General features: G+C 41.1%; 21 protein-coding genes. 7 read left to right on the top strand and 14 right to left on the bottom strand.

Annotation, left to right across the window (positions count from 1 at the left end):
• The first annotated feature begins 589 nt into the window (after window positions 1-589).
• Both panD and panC read left to right on the top strand, forming a co-directional pair.
• Window positions 590-982 (top strand): aspartate 1-decarboxylase, encoded by a 393-nt coding sequence (panD, locus tag P6940_RS07790; protein ID WP_028258268.1) that lies wholly within the window; start codon window positions 590-592, stop codon window positions 980-982.
• A gap of 56 nt (window positions 983-1,038) precedes the next feature.
• Window positions 1,039-1,881, top strand: coding sequence for a pantoate--beta-alanine ligase (gene panC, locus P6940_RS07785; protein ID WP_277293699.1), 843 nt, complete (start codon window positions 1,039-1,041; stop codon window positions 1,879-1,881).
• Between the two features lie 220 nt (window positions 1,882-2,101).
• Here the strand turns inward: panC and P6940_RS07780 are convergent, their stop codons facing one another.
• Both P6940_RS07780 and P6940_RS07775 read right to left on the bottom strand, forming a co-directional pair.
• Window positions 2,102-2,362: a DUF2922 domain-containing protein gene (locus P6940_RS07780; RefSeq protein ID WP_277293698.1), complete on the bottom strand. Its 261-nt coding sequence runs from the start codon at window positions 2,360-2,362 to the stop codon at window positions 2,102-2,104.
• Between the two features lie 32 nt (window positions 2,363-2,394).
• Window positions 2,395-2,613 (bottom strand): DUF1659 domain-containing protein, encoded by a 219-nt coding sequence (locus P6940_RS07775; RefSeq protein ID WP_277293697.1) that lies wholly within the window; start codon window positions 2,611-2,613, stop codon window positions 2,395-2,397.
• A 670-nt stretch (window positions 2,614-3,283) separates the two neighbouring features.
• Here P6940_RS07775 and P6940_RS07770 point away from each other — a divergent pair.
• Window positions 3,284-3,991, top strand: coding sequence for a metallophosphoesterase (locus P6940_RS07770; RefSeq protein WP_277293696.1), 708 nt, complete (start codon window positions 3,284-3,286; stop codon window positions 3,989-3,991).
• Window positions 3,992-4,040: 49 nt separating this feature from the next.
• Here P6940_RS07770 and P6940_RS07765 read toward each other — a convergent pair whose 3' ends face one another.
• The 3 genes from P6940_RS07765 to P6940_RS07755 all read right to left on the bottom strand — a co-directional run bounded on the left by P6940_RS07765 (window position 4,041) and on the right by P6940_RS07755 (window position 6,918).
• The gene (locus tag P6940_RS07765) at window positions 4,041-4,592 is read right to left on the bottom strand and encodes an SGNH/GDSL hydrolase family protein (protein ID WP_277293695.1); all 552 of its coding nucleotides are present in this window, start codon (window positions 4,590-4,592) and stop codon (window positions 4,041-4,043) included.
• Between the two features lie 391 nt (window positions 4,593-4,983).
• Complete coding sequence (locus tag P6940_RS07760) at window positions 4,984-6,258, bottom strand: MFS transporter (protein ID WP_052076886.1); 1,275 nt, start codon at window positions 6,256-6,258, stop codon at window positions 4,984-4,986.
• A 243-nt stretch (window positions 6,259-6,501) separates the two neighbouring features.
• Window positions 6,502-6,918 (bottom strand): RrF2 family transcriptional regulator, encoded by a 417-nt coding sequence (locus P6940_RS07755; RefSeq protein WP_038152591.1) that lies wholly within the window; start codon window positions 6,916-6,918, stop codon window positions 6,502-6,504.
• A 284-nt stretch (window positions 6,919-7,202) separates the two neighbouring features.
• On the opposite strand from P6940_RS07755, the gene P6940_RS07750 reads away from it, so the two are divergent.
• Both P6940_RS07750 and P6940_RS07745 read left to right on the top strand, forming a co-directional pair.
• Window positions 7,203-8,570, top strand: coding sequence for an NCS2 family permease (locus P6940_RS07750; protein ID WP_277293694.1), 1,368 nt, complete (start codon window positions 7,203-7,205; stop codon window positions 8,568-8,570).
• A 707-nt stretch (window positions 8,571-9,277) separates the two neighbouring features.
• Window positions 9,278-10,627, top strand: coding sequence for an amino acid permease (locus P6940_RS07745; protein WP_277293693.1), 1,350 nt, complete (start codon window positions 9,278-9,280; stop codon window positions 10,625-10,627).
• 358 nt (window positions 10,628-10,985) lie between these two features.
• Here the strand turns inward: P6940_RS07745 and P6940_RS07740 are convergent, their stop codons facing one another.
• From P6940_RS07740 to P6940_RS07700, 9 genes are all read right to left on the bottom strand, one after another.
• Window positions 10,986-11,858, bottom strand: coding sequence for a 2-oxoacid:ferredoxin oxidoreductase subunit beta (locus P6940_RS07740; RefSeq protein ID WP_028257578.1), 873 nt, complete (start codon window positions 11,856-11,858; stop codon window positions 10,986-10,988).
• Between the two features lies 1 nt (window position 11,859).
• Window positions 11,860-13,605: a 2-oxoacid:acceptor oxidoreductase subunit alpha gene (locus P6940_RS07735; RefSeq protein ID WP_244869373.1), complete on the bottom strand. Its 1,746-nt coding sequence runs from the start codon at window positions 13,603-13,605 to the stop codon at window positions 11,860-11,862.
• A gap of 272 nt (window positions 13,606-13,877) precedes the next feature.
• Window positions 13,878-14,675 (bottom strand): tRNA pseudouridine(38-40) synthase TruA, encoded by a 798-nt coding sequence (gene truA, locus P6940_RS07730; protein ID WP_277293692.1) that lies wholly within the window; start codon window positions 14,673-14,675, stop codon window positions 13,878-13,880.
• Window positions 14,676-14,724: 49 nt separating this feature from the next.
• On the bottom strand, window positions 14,725-15,525 hold the full coding sequence (locus tag P6940_RS07725; RefSeq protein WP_277288321.1) for an energy-coupling factor transporter transmembrane component T family protein: 801 nt from the start codon (window positions 15,523-15,525) through the stop codon (window positions 14,725-14,727).
• Window positions 15,526-15,527: 2 nt separating this feature from the next.
• Window positions 15,528-16,493, bottom strand: coding sequence for an energy-coupling factor transporter ATPase (locus tag P6940_RS07720; protein ID WP_277293691.1), 966 nt, complete (start codon window positions 16,491-16,493; stop codon window positions 15,528-15,530).
• Entirely contained in the window at window positions 16,484-17,326 is an 843-nt protein-coding gene (locus P6940_RS07715; protein ID WP_277293690.1) for an energy-coupling factor transporter ATPase, read from the bottom strand. Before P6940_RS07715 ends, P6940_RS07720 begins: the two co-directional genes overlap by 10 nt.
• A gap of 846 nt (window positions 17,327-18,172) precedes the next feature.
• A complete protein-coding gene (locus P6940_RS07710) occupies window positions 18,173-19,045 on the bottom strand; it encodes a CoB--CoM heterodisulfide reductase iron-sulfur subunit B family protein (RefSeq protein ID WP_028257583.1) in 873 nt (290 codons plus the stop codon).
• Window positions 19,045-20,013: a succinate dehydrogenase/fumarate reductase iron-sulfur subunit gene (locus P6940_RS07705; protein ID WP_028257584.1), complete on the bottom strand. Its 969-nt coding sequence runs from the start codon at window positions 20,011-20,013 to the stop codon at window positions 19,045-19,047. Before P6940_RS07705 ends, P6940_RS07710 begins: the two co-directional genes overlap by 1 nt.
• Window position 20,014: 1 nt before the next feature.
• A complete protein-coding gene (locus P6940_RS07700; protein WP_277293689.1) occupies window positions 20,015-21,733 on the bottom strand; it encodes an FAD-binding protein in 1,719 nt (572 codons plus the stop codon).
• A 1,460-nt stretch (window positions 21,734-23,193) separates the two neighbouring features.
• Here P6940_RS07700 and P6940_RS07695 point away from each other — a divergent pair.
• A complete protein-coding gene (locus P6940_RS07695) occupies window positions 23,194-23,868 on the top strand; it encodes a response regulator transcription factor (RefSeq protein WP_038153032.1) in 675 nt (224 codons plus the stop codon).
• The gene (locus P6940_RS07690; protein ID WP_277293688.1) at window positions 23,846-25,477 is read left to right on the top strand and encodes a sensor histidine kinase; all 1,632 of its coding nucleotides are present in this window, start codon (window positions 23,846-23,848) and stop codon (window positions 25,475-25,477) included. Before P6940_RS07695 ends, P6940_RS07690 begins: the two co-directional genes overlap by 23 nt.
• Window positions 25,478-26,427 lie beyond the last annotated feature (950 nt).

Genomic DNA, 26,427 nt, shown 5'->3' with positions numbered 1-26,427 from the left:
CTTTCACCATAGGCCCCATTGATTAAAACTGCTACTTGTTATACCGCCCTCGCTGAATCTGTGGTATACTACTAGCGGAGATAGTATTCTGTGAAACTATACTCTATCTGACACATTACTTTATACCAATTTACAAACAGAGTCGCCCTTGCACAATCTACATGATGTGAACAAGATCGCTTCTCTCATAGAGTATACAAAGATGTACCTACCGCCTTAGGCCACTATACTGTCATAGTTACCTACGGCATGGCAATAGATAGGTCGATTGTAGGTGTTTCTAGGATGAACCAGAAACATCTTCTTACTAACTAGATCGCTACATGCTTGGCTGATGAATTCCTATGTTAGATTCCACACATGTACTACAGTATGTGCCTTCTATGCAAGAGAAGTCCTATGAAACTAGCGTGCTTAGTATATAATGACCGCCCAGTCTATATCATCTTCTGTATCATCGTAATATTACTGTGTCCGATGGAATATCTCCATCGGACTTTTTTTGTACATATCCCAGAAAGGAGTCTACGGTACTTTCATACCATGTAGAAATTCTCTACACGGTAATCATCATCAGTACCCATCTATTATGACCATAGAATTATTAGCTGGCAAAATTCATCGTGCCACCGTAACACAAGCCGAACTCGATTATGTAGGTAGCATTACAGTTGATGCGCACCTACTGGAATCGGCCGGTATACAGGAATATCAAAAAGTAGACATTGTCAATGTCAATAATGGCGAACGCTTTCAAACCTATACCATTGCCGGCAAGGCACATAGCGGCGTTATCTGTTTAAATGGCGCTGCCGCTCGATGTGCTTGCACTGGCGACAAAGTAATTATTATGGCTTACGCTCATGTGGATAGCACAGAATGTAAGCATCATGCACCATCTGTCGTATTTGTAGATGACAATAACCATATTACAAGACTCACTCATTATGAAACCCATGGTTTATTAGCCGATATGAAGTAATCTATTTGTCAGAACAGAGCTATCTTCTCTATCTACACCAAGAAAGGATGACATCTATGCAAATAATAACTACGATTCAAGATATGCGCCAAACCGTAAGGGAATGGAAACGCCAAGAGAGCTCCATTGGTTTCGTTCCCACTATGGGGTATTTACACGAAGGTCACGCTTCTTTGATTCAGCGCTCCGTCGCCGATAATGATCATACCGTTGTATCCGTCTTTGTCAATCCTACTCAATTTGGACCTACGGAAGACTTATCTACCTATCCTCGTGACCCCGAACGTGATCAGGCTCTTTGTGAAAGTCTGGGGGCAGATATCATATTTTTCCCAGATCCTAGCGACATGTATCATGACCCTCATGTATCCGTCATCGTCAATGGCCTTAATGAACATTTATGCGGCCTAAGTCGCCCGATTCATTTTCACGGTGTTTGTACGGTGGTGACTAAACTATTCAACATCGTAACCCCTGACCGCGCCTATTTTGGTCAAAAAGATGCACAACAATTAGCGATTATTAAAAAGATGGTGGAAGATCTTAACACCCCCGTAGAAATTATCGGTTGCCCTATCGTTCGTGAAGCAGATGGATTGGCTAAATCATCCCGTAATACCTATTTATCGCCAGAGGAACGAACAGCGGCGCTTTGTCTATCAAAAGCAATCTTTCACGGTCAACACATCATCCACCAGGGAATGAAATCCGGCGAATTACTACAAGCCATGCATGCCATCATCGACAAAGAACCGTTGGCCCGTACTGAATACATAGAAGTTGTCGATGCATGCACCATGGAAACCGTATCGGTCATCGATCGCCCTGTGCTAGTCGCTATGGCCGTATACATCGGACAAACGCGTTTGATTGATAATTTTAGCTTTCCGCTTCCATAAACGAAGACGCCTATGCCATCATAGGCATAAAGAATATACATCACGTTCCTATGACAAAAAAAGTCCCTATCATAGTCACGGCGTGTTAGTAATCAATACATTACTAATGCACTACGGCTATGATAGGGGCTTTTATATAGGCAATACACTCATTGCCTATGGTGAGGGGCTTTCACCAATTACGAACTGCCTGGTCCGTTATACTAACCTACCCTATATATTACACCAACTCTTGTGTGGTGGTCGTTACAATATATGCTTTTTTAAAAGATACCAACGGTTCTTTATTAGCACTTTCTAATGCTTGTTTATCGGTAATCACAGATGCTACCTTCGTCACATCGGCTAATGTTAACCCTGCTTTAGGATGTGCTACTGTTACCGAAGATTCTTTACCACTCGGTGTGGCAAATTTTAAATATAACACTTGACGTTCTACCATACTAACATCTCCCTTACTATCATCATCAAACCCTATCACTCATCACGAGCATAGGTCCTACACCCTATCCGCTACTCAGCAGATAATTTTTGTTGATCCAAACGAATCACTGCCTGTAACGCTTTATCTTGCAATGTGGCTAAGGCTGCGCCCACAGCTTGCACCACTTCATCACTAGCACTATCTACAACGCGTGAGAAAGTAACCTGTTTATACGTCATCTTGCCTGCTGTATTCAAACCGTTTTCTAAACGAAAGATCAATTTCGTAGACTCCATTTCTTTTTTCATACATCTCACCTCCTTTCATTCCCTATATTCTGAAAGGTGGCGCTATGTAAAAGAATCCGCTTGTGATTTCTATCAACTACCACTAGTAGCCAGTAGATATCCATCTTTTGCCACTAAAGTTTTGACTGTATCATATTCTTTAAATTGCATTATTTATTTCCATTCTTTGGTGCAGTTGCTATTCCACTCCATACATGTAACATCGGCGTAGCCGGTATTACTACCGATTACGCCGATGATTTTTTAATTAAATCCCTACGTGAATGCCCCTACAAGCGGACGTTCCCATCATGCTACTATAGGTAGCCTATATTTGTATCCGTATGCTACTCCTATATACCTAGGTGATAGCTCTATCCCTTATCTATGACTCTATCCTAACTCATGGAATTCTATCCTCTGTCTATACTTTATAGTTCGCTTATAGTATGCTATACGTAACCTATAGCAAGCTATGTATAACTTGTAGTATGTTAAGCCTATACACTCTATAGTCTTACGAATCCACATATGTTACGATACGTAGCCTAGATAGCTTATCGGTAGTTTCACGATTCTATATGTAGTCATAGTCTTATATCATAATTCTAGTCTTGTATCATAGTTTCATTGTTTACAGTTGCTTATATGATGTATATTCTAAAGCATCGTCACAGAGGAGAGGTGTCTTATGCGTATTTTTATCACTGGCGATCTACATGGTGAAAAACCTGTTATTACATCGATACCAGATCGTTGTCCCCAATTAGGGAAAGGGGATGTGTTAATTGTAGCTGGCGATTTTGGCATCCCTTGGTGGCAACCAGGGAGTGCCCGATCGCAAAATGATACTGAATTACTGCGCCTATTTTCAGACTATGAATTTACCACTTGCTTTATCGATGGTAATCACGAAAATTTTGATTTGTTACAAACATTCCCCTACGAGGAGCGATGGGGCGGTAAAGTGCAAAACATTGCACCCCATATCTATCACTTATGCCGTGGTGAATTATTTACTTTTGGAGAAAATACTATATTTACCTTTGGCGGTGCAACGAGTGTCGACAAAGCATCACGCACAGAACATGTGTCTTGGTGGCCCGAAGAAAATGCTTCTTCTGCAGAAAAAGCTCATGGCATAGACGTGTTAGAACATGCTAATTGGCACGTCGATTATGTCATTACTCATACGGCGCCAGAACAATTTTTCTCCGTCTACCAAGAGCTAGCTTTCAATAAATTATTACTTGCCTGTCCCACACAGGCATATCTAACAAAGTTACACAGTCGTCTAACCTATAAAAAATGGTATTTCGGTCATTACCATGGCGACAAGAATTCTAATTCCTTACAATGTAGATTACTATTTGATGATATTGTAGAATTAGGCGAATAGGTTACATCGGTACTAGACAGTACGATAGTAGGTGCAGATGATGTCTCTATTAACGTAGGTCACCATAGGCATCAATGGCCGCTTGTGCTAGGTTTGCCATGTATTGATGGCCCCGCTCATTCACATGCACATCGCCCACATATAGAGCTTCGCCTTTTTTTCTATGGGTATCGATAAGATGATAGAAATCAATCGTATGAATGTGGCGATCCTCACAATAGTGTCTAACTAATTCATTATAATCACGTAGCACACTGTCTTCCTCTGCTATTTCCCCATCAATAGGCGGCGCTAAGCATACCATCAATGGTATCTGTTCTTCTTGTACCACTCGAATGATACGGTCTAATAGGGTAAGGCAACTCGTCGCATCACGCCCCATGAGCACATTGTTCGTGCCACCCATGAGAATTACCATATCCGCATCAGTTATGAGCCTATGAACGCGATACAACATGCCTTCCAAGGTATCTCCATCGATACCGGCATTAACGAATTGTATCCTCCCCTCGTACGCTGCACTTAATAATTCGACCCAACCAGAGCCAAATGTAACGCCATATCCACGCGTTAAACTGTCACCGATACATACAACACGCATCCTATCACCCTTTCATACCCGCTTACGTCATATACGAATGGACCTAAGCATAGATTTCCATGCATCATCACACCATCGCCATCATGCATACCGGTTACTGAAACATACCATTAGGTCCTAGAAATTTTCTCCTTCATGATTGCCCTTACGTTCTATTATGACCTATGACTAACCCTTACGTGCTATCACGGCCACCGTTAGATTCTAAAAGTACGCCCCTTCACCTAAGTCTGTACTCTCACGTCGCAAACGGTTCTATCACGACCACCGTCAAATGGGAAAACTTGAACACGCCTAGGCATGTTCTCTCTTGTGGCGCCTCTTACTGTGCCACCATGTCACAACGTGAGTCTAGCCGAGAAACGTATGACATACATTACGTAGCAATGATTTAACGACTACTACTTTCACGAGTACACGTTTCATAGGTAATTAATTGTTTCGTCATGAACGACATGTAGAGCAATAAGGCCCCAGTAATGGCGAACATTGGCGAAAATCCTAGCAACGTAGTAATTACGCTGGCAAATAATGGCCCTATCATGCTACCAAATTGTTGTGCCATCGTCGCCATGCCAAACATACGACCGCGGAAACTCGCCTCTGTATGGAGCGTAACCGCCGTACTCAAGGATGGGTTAATGCCTACAATACAACAGCCTACTAAAATTTGTAAGGCGCCGAACCAATAAATACCTAGTGGCAACGCTTGTAATAAAAGTACGACCCCCGTACCAGCTAAGCACCAAGAGATAACTTGGAAATAGCCTTTATGTTCTCCTAAACGAACCCAGAAACTAGTAGTAACAGAGCCTGCTAAACCACCAACACTCAAAATGGTACCGGAAATCATCGCCGCATGTTCCATGGATCCTTCCATTTCGCCTACGAACAAGGCCAAAATTGGTTGCAACATCAAAATGGCACATTGCATGGCAAAATATACCCATAATAACCGCACCAGTATATGGTTACTGCGAATCTGTTTCCAGTCGTCTAACAAGGATGTGGAGCGTTTCTTAGTGGCAGGTGCTTCCTCATCAGTCTGATTCGATTGTAACGCTTTCGACGCCACATTCGGTTCCTTTACCCAAAACGCCACCGCCAAGGTGGATAGAATGACAATGACACCCGACACATAAAATACGGGACGCATTCCCACTAAACTTTCTACAAAACCACCTAGAAATGGGCCAATGACATTCCCCAGTATAAGCCCCGTCTGAAAGATGCCGAGCGCCTTTCCTACCCGTCTTTCACTAACACTCAGCGATACGAGGGTCATCGCCGCTGGCATGAATCCGTTAGCAAATCCTTGAAAAGCACGCCCCAAGAGTAGTTGCCATGGGTTGGTAACGAGGCCGATGAGTACGTAGGAAATACCGATCGCAATACCTGCACGAATGGCCATCATTTTTTTACCTCGTGCATCCGCCATTTTGCCCCAAATCGGTGCCATAATCCCAGCGATTAAAAAGGTGATGGAAAAAACAACACCTGACCACATGGCTACGCTGCCTTGTGATACGCCTAATTCTAGCAAGTACACGGGCAAAAACGGCACTAGCATGGTATAGCACACAGCCAATGCCGACATGGAAATGGTTAATATCCAAACGTTTTTCATGCCTCCTAATTCTTTATCTTCTAAATGGTCTTTGTTCATACAATCTCTCCTTCTATCCACTACACCTATCACACTTTATTTCTATCTAATCGCATCACACATATAAGAGATGTATAACCTATCCTAGGAATATGTGAATAAAAAACAGTGATATACTATCTTATAGACGTATACCACTATTACACATGAGGCCTGCAAGGGTAACAGTTAAACTGCTTTCTTCCTCTAGATTGCATAGATTGCAACAGGTCCTATTCACATATTAATTTGTAGGCACTCGCACTATACAGAAAATTTGCGATCCATCACATCTTGCAAACTAATTTCTTCCATACATTCACGAAAACGATGCTGTAAGTGTGTCCAAAGTGGCATCGTTAAACAACTATCTGCACGAGGACATATGTCTGCATCATCTTCTAAACAAGCCACTAAGGCAATGGAGTCTTCCGCTGCATTTAGTATTTCGTAAACGTTGTAATCTTTTGGTTCCCGCGTTAAGCGATAACCACCATACTTGCCGCGACCACTCTTTACAAATCCCGCAGCACTCAACCGAGCGACAATGCCTTCTAAATATTTATCTGAAATTTCTTGACGTTCTGCCATTTCACGAATGGATACATTTTTATCTGTTCCATGCTCTGCGATGTCCGCCAAGACACGCAATGCATACCGTCCCTTTGTGGAAATCTTCATAATCTAAACCTCTATTCACAATCAATAGTATACAGTATAGGGTATGAATCGGTATCACTCCCATTCATCCCTGAACGATGCGCAATACAATCATTCATTCGTTACTATTCTATTATATCATAAATTCCAACAAGTTAGATATGTATTTATAAAATAAATCCCTCCCCATCACTGTATGGGTTCTATCGAAGAATCCTTAAAAACCATAATTGACTATATACGAAATAGGGCAAGCATGCTACAATAAGATATATTTACGAACAATTTTGCTAGGAGGGTAAAAAATGTTAGAAAAACTTTTCTCCTTACGAGAAAGAAACACGACTGTTAAAACAGAAATCATTGCTGGATTCACAACATTTATCACAATGGCGTATATTCTATTCTTGGCACCTAACATCTTAGGTATTGCCGGCATGGACAAAGATGCGGTCCTAATTGCTACAGCGCTCGGCGGCGGTCTAGTAACCATCGTCATGGGACTCATCGTCAATTATCCCATTGCCTTAGCCCCTGGCGTAGGTCTATTAGCATTCTATGCATTTACCGTAGTATTAGGCATGCATATTCCATGGCAAACTGCCCTAGGTGCCGTTTTTATATCGGGCATGGTCTTTCTCGTATTAACGCTCACTTCCATTCGACAAATGATCGTAAAAGGCATTCCCGCTTCCATGAAAATAGCCATCACCGTAGGTATCGGCTTATTTATCACGATTATTGGATTAAAATTATCAGGACTGATGACCGTATCCCTATCGTTAAGTCCAGAATCAATGGCCGCACTCAGTCAATCCCATGGTTCCCTAGTGCCACCAGCCTCTGAAACCTTGCTAACGCTCGGTAACTTTCACGATCCTCATACATTGCTATCCTTATTTGGCGTTATTATTACTGGTTTATTAATGGCACGCAACGTACAAGGGTCCTTGCTTATCGGTGTCATCGTTACCACTATCGTGGCGCATATAACGGGGAATGCTGCCATTCCTGACAACTTTACTTGTCTCGCTATCCCCGACATGAGTAAAGCGGCGTTTTTTGAATTGGATATACCGAGTGCCTTTCATATGGGCTTAATCACCATCATCTTTTCCTTCACCTTTGTGGAATTATTCGATTCCATGGGAACATTAATCGGCACCGCTACCAAGGCGAAGATTGCCGATCCTAAAACGGGTTCTTTCCCAGGTCTTGGCAAAGCTATGACCGTAGACGCTATCGGTGTCAGTGTCGGTTCCTTACTCGGTGCTAGTACGATTACCGCCTTTGTGGAAAGTACGGCAGGTGTTGGTGCTGGAGGTCGCACGGGTTTAACCGCAGTGACTACTGGTATTCTATTTCTATTATGTCTCTTCTTTACCCCATTAATCACCATCGTACCAAGTTGTGCTACATCACCAATTTTAATCATCGTCGGTGCCTTAATGATTGGTGCCATTCGCGATATCGACTTTGACGATTGGACAGAAGGGTTCCCTGCATTCCTAGTCATTACCTTAATGCCATTCACCTACAGCATTGCTAACGGTATCTCTGCAGGGCTCGTTATCTATCCACTTGTTAAGCTCATCACTGGACGCGCTAAGGAAGTCAACTGGATTATGTACGTACTCGCCATCTTGGTGTTAATTCGTTATATTGCCTTTTAAAAGCTCACGCATTACACGCCTTAGATATCAAAGCACAATAGAGCCTACCGTACTCTCCTGTTATAGATGCTACCGTTCATCCCTTTATACAAGTATCATCTATGACAAGTGCACGTATCACACACCTATTCACACTTTTACATACTCGTACCATAGGCTATGATACAAGTTATGATTGAGTGATGTCCTATGGCGCGATTGAATCGTCAAATAGGCTCTGACCGCCTCGTATCCATTACAATCATAGTACATGTCTGATTGCCTATGTAGGAACTACATATCACCGCCCCGTGCTACTATATCCATTAGTAGCACGGGGCGGTGCTGTTTTCTTATAAGAAGTATCGCCGTAACAAACACAATAAACGAATGCGTAGATGCCACTTGAGTAGACTTGCTACTTACAAGTGCTATCAAAGCACATCCTATTTCGTATTTATAGAAAGACTTTCTTTTATAACTTTTCATGACCTACACACCGCTTTCATCAGCATTAGTTCTAATACGCAATAGAACGGCATATTCCTATGAATGCCTAGTGTGTACTCTTTAGTAATATCGAGTGAAACTATCAATAGGCCTTCTCCGTAATAGGTATGCGAAAATATAAATTTGTATTTCTCAAAAATACATTTGACTTTTATCGGTGGATACTTTATCATAAAACAATATAGTCATATACTTCATAGTAAAGAGAGGTCTCTAATATGTCAGAAGAAGAAACGTTACAACGGGGCTTAAAAAATCGGCACGTGCAATTACTCGCCATTGGTGGTGCCATCGGAACTGGTTTATTTTTAGGTGCTGGCCGCGCCATTCACTTAGCAGGTCCTTCCATTCTACTCGCCTATATCATAACTGGACTTATCTGTTTTTTCGTCATGCGCGCCTTGGGTGAGCTGCTACTATCCGATGTGAGTAAACATTCTTTCATCGACTTTGTAGAAATGTATTTAGGCAATCGGGCCGCCTTTATTACTGGTTGGACCTATTGGTTTTGTTGGATTTCTCTCGCCATGGCCGATTTAACCGCCACCGGTTTATACTTTCAGTTTTGGTATCCGTCCATACCGCAATGGATCCCTAGTTTGGTCGTACTCATCCTATTAGTAACCATGAACTTGCGCGCCGTTAAAAATTTTGGAGAAATGGAATTCTGGTTTGCCCTCATCAAGGTCATTGCCATTATCGCCCTCATCGTCATCGGTCTACTTATGATTGGTCAAGGTTTTTCCACCGATGTCGGCCCTTCTTCTTTCGTCAATCTATGGAGCTATGGTGGATGGTTTCCCAATGGGTATGAAGGATTTATTTTATCCTTTCAAATGGTCGTATTTGCTTTCACCGGCATCGAATTGGTCGGCTTAACCGCTGGGGAAACCAAGGATCCTATGAAAGTCATTCCACAAGCGATTAACAACATTCCCCTACGTATCATCCTATTCTATATTGGTTCCTTGGCGATCATTATGAGTATCTACCCTTGGACGGCTGTTGATCCTGCCAGAAGTCCCTTTGTAGAAGTATTTAAAGCAGTAGGCATCGTATCCGCCGCAGCTATTGTAAATTTTGTAGTTCTCACATCGGCTGCATCGGCTTGTAATAGCGGTATTTTTAGTACGGGGCGCATGATTTACGCCTTGGCAAAGAAAGGACATGCACCTAGTGGCATGCAACGATTGACGAATAGTCACGTACCTTTTCAAGCTACTATTTTTTCTGCCTCCATTCTATTGATGACCGTCATATTAAACTACGTCATGCCAGAAGCTGTATTTGTCATGATTACTAGTATTTCCACGTTCTGCTTTATGTTCATTTGGGCCATGATGGTAATTTGCCATCTCAAATACCGATGGCAACGCCCTGAATTAGCACGGACAAATCCGTTCAAAATGCCTTTCTATCCGATTATGAATTATCTGATTCTAGCATTTTTTGTGGGTATTCTCATCATTCTAGCCATCAGCGAGGAAACACGTATTGCTCTACTCTTTACGCCCGTATGGTTCATCATTCTATGGACATTCTATTCCATGATTAAACCGAATGACTAAGGGATCCTATCCCTAATAACCGTCAAAATATACCAGTAGCAGTTGATTATCATCCTATCCATATCTTCGTCTACACAAAACAGGCAAGTAGCACTCATGTGCTACTTGCCTGTTTATGTATCATATACTAATGTATTCTTCTATTCCATATATGCCCTAGTGTAGGGGCTAAACGGTTTCATATCCTATGACAGTGCTCGCTTATACTCTCATCAAAAGAGTACCCTATACGAAATTACACTGATTCTCCTACTATATAGCTAACAGTGTACATCCATACATCGCGCGATGCTACTTAGGATATCACCTTTCCATACCCATTCACTCTGACTATACAGACAACTCGCGTTCAAGTTTCTTATTTAAACGCCGCACATAGTTCATCGAATAGTGCCGCATCTGGTTTTACCACATCATGCACTAATGCTCGTTTATGCATACCCCCATTAACGGCCGCCATACTGCGTTCAAAGCATTCTTTTTGATTATCTTGGTACAATAGACCTGTTACCAATCCATCTGTGTCGCTAAGTGTTTTAAACGCTAAGGAACGATCGGTATAGTCGTAGTCGTCTGGTAAGGTAGTCAAGTTTTCTTTGAAGTAATCAAAGCTATTTTGTTTATTATAGGTTACGCAAGGGCTAAATACGTTGATGAACGAGAACCCTTCATGTTGCATCCCTTTAATAATTAAATCCACCAATTCTTTGCGGTTAATCATATACGATTGTGCTACGAAAGTAGCTCCTGCTGCAATGGCAGTTTCGCAAACGGAAAGAGGACTTTCAAAACAGCCACGTGGTGATGTTTTCGTCACAAACCCAATGTCCGATCGTGGCGATGTTTGCCCTTTCGTCAAGCCATATACGTGGTTATCCATAACGATGTAGGTAAGATTTACGTTTCGTTTGATCGCATGAATAGTATGTCCCATACCGATGGCATACGCATCACCATCGCCAGAGCAACATACTACATGTAGGTCTTGATTCGCCAATTTAACGCCTTGTGCGTATGGCAAAGCGCGGCCATGTGTCGTATGGGCACCGTAGGCATAGAAATATCCTCCAATACGGCTGGAGCAACCGATCCCGGAAATAACGGCCAATTCTTCTGGTGCAATATTTTGTTGCACCATCGCATCGGTAATCGCTGCTTGAATACCATAATGACCGCAGCCAGGACACCAGTTAGGTCGAATATCGTTTCTATAATCATTCGCTGTTGTCATATTATAATACCTCCTTAATGGCCGCTTTCACATAGGATTTTGTGAAAGGATTACCATCATATTTTAAGCAACTAGAAATTTTAGTTTTGTCATCCATGTGAATTTTAAACAAATTAGCTAGTTGGCCCGTTGCGTTTTGTTCGCAAATGATAACTTTTTTAGCGGTATTATAATACGCTTCCAATTGTTTTTTAGGGAATGGTTTAATCAAGCGTAATTGTAAATGGTTGACTGCTACACCTTCTGCATTAAGTTCAGCCGCCGCTTCTTCCAAAGCGCCACGACTAGAGGCAATGCCCACAATCAATACATCCGCCTCTTTATGAGGACAGTTCACCAAGAATGGGTCATAGTGATCTGCTACGGTTTCTAATTTTCTAAAGCGTTTGTCCGTTTGTGCCACGTGCATAGTTGGCGCTTCTGCTGGTTTACCTTCTTCGTTATGTTCTAGTCCTGTAGATAGGAATAAGCCATTTTTCATACCTGGAATAGTACGAGGGGAAATGCCACTATCGGTCAATTGAAAGCGTTTGAAATAGTGAGGACGTTCTAATGGTGGCAAATCTTCTTCTTTCATCAATTGACCACGTTCAATCGGTACGCGATGTAAATCGAAGGATGGTACAGATTGTTTGTTAAGTCCTTGTTGCAAGTCGGGCATGAAAATAACTGGACATTGGTATTGTTCTGCCAAGTTAAAAGCTTTTTGAATTTCATAGAAACATTCTTCGATGCTAGTTGGGGAAATAACGATATTTGCATAATCCCCATGTGCGTTATAGCAAGCCGCATCAATATCCGATGTTTCTACTTTGGTAGCCATCCCTGTGGATGGACCCGACCGTTGTACATCGATGACAACCATTGGCAATTCTGCCATGGATGCCATGGATAAAGATTCTGCCATCAACGATAATCCTGGGCCAGATGTACAGGTAAAGCCGCGAACCCCTGCATACACACCGCCCATGGCTGTCATACATGCTGCGATTTCATCTTCTGTTTGTACGATTGTCATCCCTAGTGCATCCATATGTTTAATCATGTATTCCATAACTTCCGATGCTGGTGTAATCGGATAGGATGCCATAAAGCGTGACCCTGCTGCAATAGCACCTAACGCACACGCTTCGTTACCGAGCAAGAACATTTGATCTTTCTTGCCTGGCGCTGGTAAGGTATCCACTTCTACATCGCCTTTTGAGGCCATCACTAACGCATGTCCATCGGCAAAGGCTTGTAAGTTTTTATCGATAATATCTTGTGATTTTTTAGCAAATTTAGCGGCGATTGCGTCTTTGAATGGCGCCGTATCAAATCCCAATAATGCTACGGACATACCTAATGCCACGATATTACGCATTAACAAGGATCCTTGTTTCAATGCAGTTTCAGAAATTGGCAACGCCAAGCAGTGCACCTTCGATCCTTCAAACTTAGAAAAATCAGGTTTAACTTTACTATCACAAATAATAAAGCCTCCATCACGGACTTCACCGCCATGCATATCGACAGTTTCTTGATCCAATGCCACCAAGAAATCGATGCTTTCACCAATCGACATAATTTGCTCTAAAGCAATACGCAACGCAAATGTGGTATGACCACCTTTAATGCGAGATGCGAACAAACGTTGACTATATAGAGAATATCCCTCTTTGGCAAGAATTGTAGCCATAATTTCGCCACAAGATTCAATACCTTCACCTTGTTGTCCACCCATTTTCCAGATAAAATCTTTACGCAAGTGTTTCACCCTCCTTAGGATATACTAAGCGTTAACAGACTATGTACTATACATATCCATGACTATAAACATTGTAACTATATACTATTTTGTTACAGCCTTTTTACTGTATAAATTGTAACATGTACACTATAATCCATCAATAACAATTCAACGAATCAAAGCGCGATTTCGCCATCTTTCTATACCCGTTCTGCATGAAAGTCCGCCCCATTTGTAGTTCCAGTCATACCTATCGCTGTGCTAGGAACCTACCGCTACTCTTCTATCGATTAGCGATCCCTATCGCCACGATGTAAATCATCTCGATAGGTTTCTAATCGTTCCTTGGTAAAAAATACTTCTTCTAAGCAAAGACCTTGGGCAGGGGCGGTCTTACCAATACGCCTTCGATCCTTTGCCAATAACAACATAGCTACATCCTCTACGGCCTTACGACCCAATCCGATATCCACCAACAAGCCCGCCATATTGCGCACCATATGATATAAAAATCCATCGCCCATCACATGGATTGTAATCCTCTCGCCTTCTTGTAAAATCACTATATCGTACAAAGTTTTTACGGGGTTCGCCGGCGTAGAATTAGTACCTTGCAACGTTGTAAAATCATGTGTTCCTAGCAAAAAAGGAATGGCGCTTCGCATCCGCTTTACATCTAACGGCTTTTTCACATGCCAATGATAGCGTTGTGTTAAGGGATTATCAATGAGGCCATTATGAATTTGATAGGAATAGGCTTTACCATAAATGCGCCACCGCGGTTTCCAGTCTAAGGGAATCTCTTTAGCCCCTCTCACCACGATATATCTAGGCATATGGGCAATCAATGCGCGGACTAGGTTATCCGTAGGAATCGTGCCCGTCGTAAAAAACGTAACCACTTGAAACTTGGCATGCACCCCCGCATCGGTGCGTGAAGCGCCATACACTTGAATCGGTTCATTACACACCTTAGTGAGGGCCTCTTCCAAACAGCCCTGCACCGTTATGCCTTTATTGGGTGACTGCTTTTGATATCCCTTTAGCTCTGTGCCATCATAGGCTACAATTAGCCGAATATTTCTCATATCTCACCTACTCATCGTCCTAGAAATCCATAGGGGTCCATCGGCCTTTCTATGAAAGCCACCATAGAACGGCCAAGATAATCGTAATCACCACAACAACGCCCACACCAATATAATCATAGGAAGTAATGGATAGCTCTTTCATCCGCGTGCGATTCACGCCACCTCGATAGCAACGTGCTTCCATGGCAGTGGCCAATTCATCGGCTCGTCGAAAGGCGCTAATAAATAGAGGGACTAACAAAGGCACCATATTTTTAGCTCGTTTTACAATGCTACCTGTAACAAAATCGGCACCACGCGCTGATTGGGCTTTCATAATGCGATCCGTTTCATCTAACAAGGTGGGAATAAAACGCAACGCAATGGTCATCATCATAGCTAGCTCATGGGCTGGTACGCCAATGCGTTTAAACGGCGTCAACAAATGCTCAATGCCGTCGGTCAAGCGAATCGGCGATGTGGTATAGGTTAATAGGGACGAAAACAAGATTAAAAATACTAATCGTGCCCCCATTTGAAAGCCCATCGACAGGCCTTCATAGGTAATGTGAATCCAGCTATATTCCCAAACCACTGTGCCTGGTGTCGTAAACACATGAATGCCCATGGTGAACACGATAATAATCCATAAGGGCTTAATAGAGGTCCATAAGAGGCGAAGTGGCAAGCGCGATATGCCCATGCACAATAGGGTGAAGGCGGCTACTAAGCCATAGGCGATGGCCGTATTGGCTAAAAAGATAGCTACAATGAATAGCGTGGTCCCTACAATTTTAGCCCGCGGATCCATTTTATGGAGAAACGATGTGCCTGGAAAGTACTGACCAATCGTTATATTTTGCAACATACCTAGACACCTCCTTCTTCACGCTCATGTGTACTATCTCCAGCGCTAGCCGACTGATGACGCGCTTTAGATGAAACCGCCTCCGAACGATTCGCCTTGCTATGACAGCGTTCCTCTATGCATGGCACCGCCAAAATAGCATCGACTGCATCGTCCACGGATAAACAATCCTCGCTGACCGCAAGTCCTCGTTCCCGTAGACTTGCAAGCATTAAGGATACGGGCGGTATATCCACACCGGCCGCTTGTAGCTCCTCACGATGATGATTAAAGATGTCTAGCGGTTTGCCATCTAATACAACCGTTCCCTTATCAAACACAAGGACGCGCGACGCCATACGTGAAACATCCTCCATGTTATGAGATACAAGAATGACCGTCACCCCTTGTTCTTGATGAAGGCGCATAATCTGACTGAAAATTTCTTCCCGACCAAAAGGATCAAGTCCCGCTGATGGTTCATCCAACACCAAATAAGACGGCCGTAAGGCCACCACGCCAGCAATGGCAACGCGTCGCATTTGACCACCCGACAAATGAAAGGGAGAACGATCTGCATAGGTATCATACTCTAACCCTACAAAGGCCATGGCTTCTCGCACCCGCTCATCAATCTCACTTTCAGAAAGTCCTAAATTGCGTGGTCCAAAAGCGATGTCTTGTGCAATCGTTTCTTCGAACAACTGATGTTCAGGGTATTGAAACACCATCCCCACTTGATGACGCATTCTCTTGGCTTCCTCTGTCTTTCCCACAAGATCTACGCCATTCACAGTCACTTGACCGCTAGTAGGGTGTAAAAGTCCATTTAAATGTTGTACAAAGGTAGATTTACCAGACCCCGTATGACCAATAATGCCGACAAACTCTCCCTCTTCGATAGTAAGCGATACATCGTGCAAAGCGGTCTTTTCAAAGGGCGTACCCTGTCCATATGTATAGGTAATCGAATCTAATACTATCGACATAATGCATCCCCCAATTCTTCATTCGTAATAATGCCAGGCGGAAGTGGTAAGCCACGTTTTACTAGCGATGCAGCCGTTTCCGCTGCAATCGGCACATCAAGGCCTAGCTCTTTCAATACATCCACTTGTGAAAAAATCTCACGCGGAGTTCCTTCTTGTAATTTTTTGCCATTTTTCATAACAATAATGCGATCCGCCGTAACCGCTTCTTCCATAAAATGTGTAATATACACAACCGTAATGCCTTCCTCTTTATTCAATCGACGTACCGTTTCCAAGACTTCCCGACGTCCTTTCGGATCTAGCATCGCCGTTGGTTCATCCAACACAATGCAATCTGGTTTCATGGCCAACACGCCAGCAATGGCAATGCGCTGTTTTTGTCCCCCCGATAAAAGGTGTGGTGCATGATGTGCAAATTCGCTCATATTGACGGCTGCCAATGACTCTGTTACACGCCTACGAATTTCTTCTGGCGCAACGCCTAGGTTTTCAGGGCCAAAGGCTACATCTTCTTCTACAATGGCGGCTACAATTTGATTATCTGGATTTTGAAAGACCATACCCACATGTTGGCGTATATCCCAAATATGCTCCGCTTCCATCGAGTTCATGCCCGCAACCATACACGCTCCTGATGACGGTTGTAGCAATACATTAAAATGTTTCGCCAGTGTACTTTTACCACTACCATTGGTGCCAATAATAGCCACAAATTCTCCTCGATGAATGGTTAGCGACACATCTTCTAGCGCCGCTACGGGATTACCATTTTCATCTTCGTACACATGACTCAAGTTCTTCACTTCAATCATCACATCTTGTTTATTCATCTACTTACCTCTTCTAAGTCAGTCAATTTCTATACCATACTGAAAGTACAACTACGCTCGCTCATCAGCGTGCATAGACACGTCTATCCGCTGACGTATGGCCATACTTTCTACTCTATTAGATAATTGCCATTACTACCTCATCATCTAAGTATAGCAAAGGACTTAAAAGTAAACAACAACAATTTCATGTATGTTGACAATAGAAAAATGTCGATATTAACCACTCTATAAAATAACAAAAACAGCTCATCAATCATTAGTATTCCCATCTCTATCATAGTCTGTCACGCATGGTTCTCTCCGTCATGCCACTAAGGATACGAAACGACCTCTGTTTCTTTATATATTGATCCTTACACACTTCTTTATATACTAATTCTTACACACATGGATCTATGAACCTGTCATATACATGGAAGGCCATTCTTATATATCACATTTTTCACCGTCTTTTTGTAATCATAGAATCCCTATGTAGTATTTCTGTATGTAATAGCTATCTATTTAGAAACTTTCCAATCACATACCATCTATATATTGTAAGGAAAACTATTACATGCAACACACTGCGCATCACGCCCCTAGGCAGTACTCTTTTCTACTAGTTCACTAACAGTTGATGTCCACTAATCAAAATAGAACCATGCTGCATAATCGCACGCTCACAATTTATTACGATTTTCTACTAGCACCTTACCATTGATGGACACACAAAAATAACGGATAGTTGATTAATAAATCAACTATCCGTTACATAAGCCCTATGGCTCATATAATACATATCCTACTTACTAGTACTGGAAGTCGTCCTTACGACTTCCATATAGCTCATTCATATTTTCCTTAGATATATTTATGAATAGGAGCAGTGCTAGTTAAGTGACGAGATGGCATACCCATTTCTTCTGGAGTAATGCCCAATGCCAAGCCAATCAACTGAGACATGTGTAAGATTGGCATATCTTTATCTTTCGCTACAGTTTGTTCTGCTTCTTTTTGGAACATATCCAATTGCATTTGGCAAAGAGGGCAAGGTGTTACCACGCAATCAGCCCCTTCTTTAGCAGCATCTGCATTGATGGAACCAGTCATTTCCATAACTGAATCATGTGCAGGATATACGGCATGGAAACCGCAGCAATCTAATTTGCGAGAGAAGTCAATTGGTGTAGCACCAATAGCGGTAATTAGATCAAATAGGCTAGTTGGTAATTGGTAATCTTCAAAGTCCATTGTTTCTTGTGGACGAAGAATATGGCACCCATAATATTCAGCTACCCGTAAACCAGTTAATGGTTTCACTACTTTTGCTTTCAAATTATTTAAACCATAGTCACGAATTAACACCCATAAGAAATGAGTAATATTCGAAGTACCTTTGTACTCTTTACCAATTTGGGCAAGCATATTATTGACTTGTGTCCGTTTTGTTACATCTTCATCTAATTCTTTTTTGGCTTCTCGAAGCATAAGAGTACATGTATTACATACAGTCAATACATCTAATCCTTGTTCTTCTGCTAAAGCAATGTTACGAGCGTTGGTAGCCAAGGTTGTTAATGGTTCGATGTCTTGCACATGGGAGGCACCGCAACAAGTCCAACCGTCAATTTCTTCGATTTGGATACCCAATTTTTTAGCAACTGCTTTGGTTGCCATATAGTCTTCTTTTGCTGCACTTTCAAGTACGCAGCCAGGGAAAAATGCGTATTTCATTATTTGCTAGCCTCCTCTGCTAATTTGATAAGCTTACGAACGCCATCAATACCATTGACTGGTTTTTGAGGAACGATTAATTCCAATGGATTGATTTTAGCATGTTTCATCAAACGTAATGCGTAGAACATTTGTTTTGAAGAATCTACAATACCATCGGATTTCAAGCTCATGGATACTTCTTTCAAGCGACCTGTTTTCTTCAAGTCGTCTTTGAAAGCTAACGCATGACGAGGACCTTTTGGAGATAAACCATCGCCGAACAAGCCAGCTTTAGTAGCTTCTTTACGCATATTGGAAATATCGTGAGCTGGTTTCAAATGTTTAGGACAACGAGAAATACAGTTCATGCAGTGTACGCATTTCCATAAGCCATGAGCTAAGGCAGGATTAATATGAGCTAACGGTGCATCATCACGGCTATCTAATACAAAGCGATTTGCCTTAGTAAATACATATGGTTCTAAGAAGTCTTCTTCGTTGGCAGTCAATTTATTACATTCCGATGCACAGCAACCGCAAAGAATACATTCTGTACCAGCTACGAATTTTTTGAAATCGGCTGGTGTTTGACGAACGCCATTTTTTGCCAATTCTTCTTTTAAGAAAATCCAAGGAGCTACTGTACGTAAACGATCTACTTTAGCTTCCCAATCAACGACCAAGTCGCGAATTACACGGAAATTACCGATAGGAGCAATATCGATCGTATCGCTATGGAATCGTTCTGTGACTTCATCGATTTTAGCTTCGCAACCCAACATAGCTTGACCGTTAACTCTTACAGAACAAGCACCACATACAGCAGAACGACACGCTGCTAAGAATGTTAACGTAGGATCTTGGGTATCTTTGATTTTTTGTAGGCCCCAAAGGATAGTGCGATCTGGCTCGTAATCAAATGTAAAGGATTGTACATAAGAACGGCCTTCATTATAACGGGTGATATTATAAGTAATTTGTCTCATCTTAGTACTTCCTTTCTTGTGGTTCATATTTAGTGAATACTACATCACGGGTTGTTAATTTGTACTCTCCGTCATCTTGTAAGTATTGTAAACTATGTTTTAAGAAGTTTACATCATCACGCTTCGTAAAGTCTTCACGTAAGTGAGCCCCACGAGATTCTTTACGATATAAAGCACCAGATACGATCGCTTTCGCTACTGTCAACATGGAGTTGATTTCACAGTAGTTAACAAACGCCATGTTGTAGGTACGTTCTGCATCACCAACGTAGCAAGTTTTATAGTCTTCAATCAATTGATTGATTTCGTTTAACGCTTCTGTCATACCTTCTTCATTACGGAAGATACCGCATTTATTCCACATCGCATTTGCTAGAGCATCACGAATTTCTACAATAGGACGACCAGTTTTGCGAGCAGTGACTTCTTTGAACTTAGCTTCCCATTCAGCTGCGTTTTCTTCTAATTGTGTTGTGCATTCCACTTGTTCATGAGTGGTAGCGTAATTAGCCGCACCAGTACCAGCTACACGACCAAATACGACACCGTCGGCTAAGGAGTTACCGCCAAGGCGATTGGCACCGTGGATAGAGATACAGGAACATTCGCCAGCAGCGAACAAGCCTGGCAATTCAGTAGCACATGTTTTGTAGTCTACTACGTCGATACCACCCATGATATAGTGGCAAGTAGGACGAATTGGAACTGGTGTTGTCAATGGATCACAATGTTCGAAGGACAATGCCAAGTCACGAATACCATGTAATTTTTCGATAATTACTTCTGGTCCTAAGTGGCGTAAGTCGGCTACTACATAAGCGTCTAGACCAGATCCACCAAGGCCACGACCTTCAGCGATTTCCACTTCGATAGCTTTTGCTACTACGTCACGAGATGCTAATTCCATTTTATTCGGTGCATATTTTTTCATGAACCGTTCGCCTTCGGAGTTCAATAAGTAACCACCTTCACCACGAACAGCTTCAGACATTAAGATACCAGTTTTACCTAAACCAGTTGGATGGAATTGTACCATTTCCATATCTTTTAAGGCAGCCCCTGCACGGAATGCAGCTGCCATACCATCACCAGTAGACAAGAATGGATTTGTTGTACGAGTCCAGAAAATACGGCCAGAACCACCAGTGGCTAATACGATTGCTTTTGTTTTGATGGTTTCTACTTTACCTTCTTTCATGTTCCAGATAACGGCACCACAGATATGGCCATCTACTTTTACAAGATCAAGTAAATACCATTCTTGTAAGAAGTGAACGCCTTCTTTTAAGCATTGTTCATATGTGGTATGCAAAATAACATGACCTGTTTTATCCGCACTATAGCAAGTACGAGGATAGGATTGACCACCAAAGTTACGTTGCGCAATTTTGTTTTCTTCTGTACGCGAGAATGGAGCGCCCATTTGGTCCATTTCTAAAATGCCTTCTGGACAACGTTGACAGAAGAATTCAATCGCATCTTGGTCCCCTAAATAGTCGGACCCTTTTACTGTATCGAATGTATGTGTTTCGATAGTATCTTCCTTAGCTACGTTGTTTAAACAACCGTTAACACCACCTTGTGCCATTGCTGTTGCTGAACGAGTTGGGAAAATTTTAGTAGCTAACGCTACAGTTAGACCTTTACGACGGCCTACTTCTAATGCGGCACGCATACCTGCGCCACCACTACCTACAATGAGAACATCAAACTGTTCCATAGTTACCTCCTCATAAGTACCTATATACCTATTATTTAGAGCAAACAACAACCCCTCTATACAAGGGTTGTAACCTCCACTTGATTACTTATAATTATAGACTCTATTAACGCCCTTTGTCTAAAGCCAATTATGCATAATTAATTTATAGCTCATTTATTGAAAATACATATCGTTTATTAATAGTTACTAATTCCCATGTATTTTAATAGGGTTAACAAACATATTTCTTATATTATGTTTGTATAATATTGTATTTTTTTGTGTATAACTACACAGATTAAAGAGATAAAAGTCACAACTAAGCACATATGTGCTACTACATATATAATATTCAATGTATTTTTTCAAGATTAGTATATAACTAAAAGTTATCATCAATTATTCTCTCTTATTTTTTATATAAAATATTTTTCATGATAATGTTTCTCAATATTTTTTTGGACGTTTTTTGGACTATTTATAAAAACCTGTTATCTATGCATAAAACTCAACTAAGGCCTACTATTATATAGAGGAATTTTAAATGTAATCAGTGTTAGTAAAAATATTTCTATATGAAAGATTTTCATAACCATCTTATCAACCTCTAACACAGTCATATGACTCCTAACGATAATCATGCTAAAAAAACTATCCATTTTATATAAAATAAACTTGTAATGTTCGTGTAATCAAAAAACTACCACAGAATATACCACGTATAAGTGGCTATCAGACTCTTATCGACGCCTAGTCTATCCTATGACGTCGAGCACGCCATCTCATATAATTTGACGATGTCCATATCATGAGTTCATCTACGGCGAATAATAGTAAGTTCATTGCATTTCCCTTTTCCATCGTTTACATGCACTTACGACAAACAAAAATAAATTCACAACAGTATGCGTTAGTCCGCATTTGGATGCACTTACGACAAATAAAAGTAAATTCATAACGGTATGCGTTGGTCCGCATTTAGATTTATCTATGGTAAGGCAAGTAAATTCATAGCCTTACTCTTTATGTCTTTAATAGGTTTATAACGTGAGGGCTACACCTTTCAAGCATGTTTCCATTACGATGATTAACTTTATTGCTTTAATATGTTTATACAGTAAGGGTCTACTTTTTTCCTCTATGCTGCTCATACGTCCCTATCACCGTCTTACTATCTATTCATACGTGCCTACTTTCAGAAAATATTATGCATGGAGTCATCCATCATGTTAGTGTATAATTGTGTATGAATATATACTATATAGCTATAATGAAATACGTACAGATGTAATCGAGATAAACGATGCATTACTAGGTTAGGCTAGTGCCGTACGAATATACTGAGAGTAGACGATACTTTCATGAGATGTATAATAGTTGATATATAAGATAGATAGTCATCATACTATTGTGACTGTCATATATCATAGTAATCGATTGATGTAGTTATATAGATATGCGTATACGCAGGAGGTTGTATGAAAATTTTATTAGTAGAAGATGAAGAAATGCTCGTTAATATTACTGCTAAGTATTTGCGCGCAGAAAATATGACTGTTGATACGTGCTTAGATGGCGAGAAAGCCTTAGAGTATATCAATAATTCTAGTTATGATGTCATTATTATGGACATTATGATGCCAAAGCTTGATGGTCTAAGTGTATTACGACAAATTCGCCACGATAATAATAAAACGCCTGTATTATTATTAACCGCTAAATACACGTTGCAAGATCGTGTGACTGGATTGAATAGTGGCGCCGATGACTATCTAGTAAAACCGTTTGAGTTTGAAGAATTAATTGCTCGCATTTACGCCTTAGTGCGACGGAGCAAACAACAAGCTAAAAATGATTTAGTCGTAGGGCCCTTAACGATTAATACGCAAAGCCGTACGGTAACATATAACGGAACACCGGTAACATTAACGACTAAGGAATTTGATTTACTCTACTATTTAGCTAGCAATGAAAATATCGTATTGTCCCGTCAGCAAATTTTAGATCATGTATGGGAATATGACTATGAAAGTTATTCCAATCTAATTGATGTATATATTAAGGATTTGCGAAAAAAAGTAGATATTGATGACCAGCAGAAATTGATTCATACTGTGCGCGGAGTTGGCTATGTCTTCAAAACGCAAGAATAATGCGCCGGTACAGCCAGATTCTAAAGTTCTTGACCCATCATCCTACAGTGCATCACCAGCGGAGGCAAAGACTGATACAGAAAGCAATGCGGCGCAGCATATAAATAAAGTGTCCCCACCCACCTCTACTAGTACTAGTGAGCGTAGCACAATGAAAGATTCTCCAGGTGAAACGAGCACTCCCGTAGCGAAGTGTGACCCGAATGCGCACCATACAAAAGGCATTACCTATACAAAGTTAAGGGATTATGAAAAAATGCTCTTTAGCGGACTTTCAAAGATCTATGATCGATTTCCTCTAACGTTCAAATTAATGGCGTGGTACACTATATTCCTAAGTCTCATCGTCATATTGCTATCTGTGTTCGTCTTTCAATTTACGCAGCGATGGGAAACGTCGCAATTAAAGGACACTTTGCAAAGTACTACGGTGAATATGGCCGACGACATTCATCAATTCAAACCGTTTTCTAATGGTATATTTTTTCTCGTTTATTCCGACAAGGGGGGCATTATCAAAGGCGCCATCCCTGATGGATTTCCAGGGGAAGCGCCATTATCACCACACCATATTACGGAGATAACCATCAATCGTAGTACCTATTATTACTATGATTCTCCTTTCCAAATTGCTGGGTTTAACGGTTGGCTTCGCGGTATAGCACCGATACGGGACTTGACTAAAAAAACAGCGGCCATGATGTATGGACTCATTTTAGCAGGATTCCTCTTTCTAGCTGTCGGTTCTATTGGCGGTTACTTATTAATCAAACGAGGGTTACGACCTTTGCACTCCATCTCTCAAACGGCGCGCGATATTGGTGCGGAAAATAATTTATCCCGTCGTTTATTGGTCACTGATACGATGGCGAAAGATGAAATTTATGAGCTAAGCATTACGTTAAATTCGATGCTTGACAGTCTTGAAGATATGTCGAATCGGGAAAAGCAATTCAGTTCCGATATATCCCATGAATTGCGAACCCCCATTGCAGTGATCCAAGCGGAAAGTGAATTTGGGAAAAAATATAGCACTACCATAGAGGAGGCGAAAGAGGGATTCAATCATATTTTTGAACAAAGTCGCCTCATGACATCGCTCATTAGTCAGCTCCTTGATATTGCTCGCCTAGATCACGCTAAAACGTTACAACTAGAAGCGTTCGATGTATCGTCTATGCTAAGTGAATTGGAACAAGATTATCTTCGCATTTGTACAACGAAACATATTACTATTGATTTCGACATAGCCCCTCATCTAGTCGTAGAGGCTCAGAGTGTGGCCTTACGTCGCGCTATTGGCAACTTAATTGACAATGCTATAAAATTTACGACTGATTCCATTCAAGTGAAAGCTCGCCGCGATACGAATACAGTTGTGATTACCGTATCCGATAATGGGATTGGTATTGAAAAAGAAAATCTCCATAAAATCTGGGAACGTTTATATCAGACCGAAACGTCGCGCAGTAAAAAAGACAATCAAGGTGTGGGGTTGGGATTATATTTTGTGAACAAGGTGGTGCATCTTCATAATGGCACTGCATCAGTACAAAGCACGATTGGTAAAGGCGCTACTTTTGAAATTCGATTGCCTTCATGCGAATAACGTATATCTATCATGTATCGATTGCCACTCGATTTTTTAAAATTTTATTACTTAATTCATTTTTATTTCACATTTTCTCATTATAATGAGCCTATCAAATGAAAAAGAAGATTAGACCCCCTATCTAATTTTCTATTGTTTGTTTTTAATCTCCCCCAAACGGTCTGTAATTTTCCCTATATTACAGACACTTGATTAAAAACTTTCATTTGATATAATACTAACACTCCCCTTACATGAAAAAGGCGAATCCAAATGGATTCGCCTTTTTACGTATCAGTATGTTCTGTCTTGCTATACATATATCTCTAATGTATCTCTAATTCAATCATTGATGCATCAATTGGTTGTATGCATCAATGGTATGTTATTTTACTGTATCCCATCTTACATGTATCGATACTATATAACTGACATCTCAAATCCATGTCATCTACATACTACCCGTAAGTACTCTACGTACCTAGTCTAGCCCCTTACTTTTCTTATTGTACGACAAGGCGAGAAATCGACTCTACATACCTAGCGTACTGCCTGAGTCGTGCTGATTATATAATAAGAAACGCTATGATCGCCTGCCCACAGGTAATCATAGCGTTTTTCTTATCGTACACTACATGGAGGTGTAGTGTAACTGTGTAGTTTTTTTAGGTACATTTTGAAACAAACTGTGAGGTCAGTTTGTACTATAAATGTGTGAGGTCACATTCATACATAATCTAATACAAGGTGAGGAGTCCTCGTATTATGAATATATTCGTAGTATTGTTAAATCGACATTCATCAATTTGACTACGGGAGTTATTATACACTATAGATTTATAAATTTCAATATTCTTTTTTACTATTCTCATTAAATTTACGTATACTATATACCTAAAACTCATACTTACGTCTTACGTCTTACGTCTTACGTCTTACGTCTTACGTCTTACGTCTTACGTCTTACG

Origin of the sequence: Veillonella montpellierensis, assembly GCF_947090115.1 — a bacterium.
GTDB classification, from domain to species: Bacteria; Bacillota; Negativicutes; order Veillonellales; family Veillonellaceae; genus Veillonella; species Veillonella montpellierensis.
Note: the sequence above shows the minus strand (reverse complement) of the source record. Positions and strands in the feature narration are given on the sequence as shown.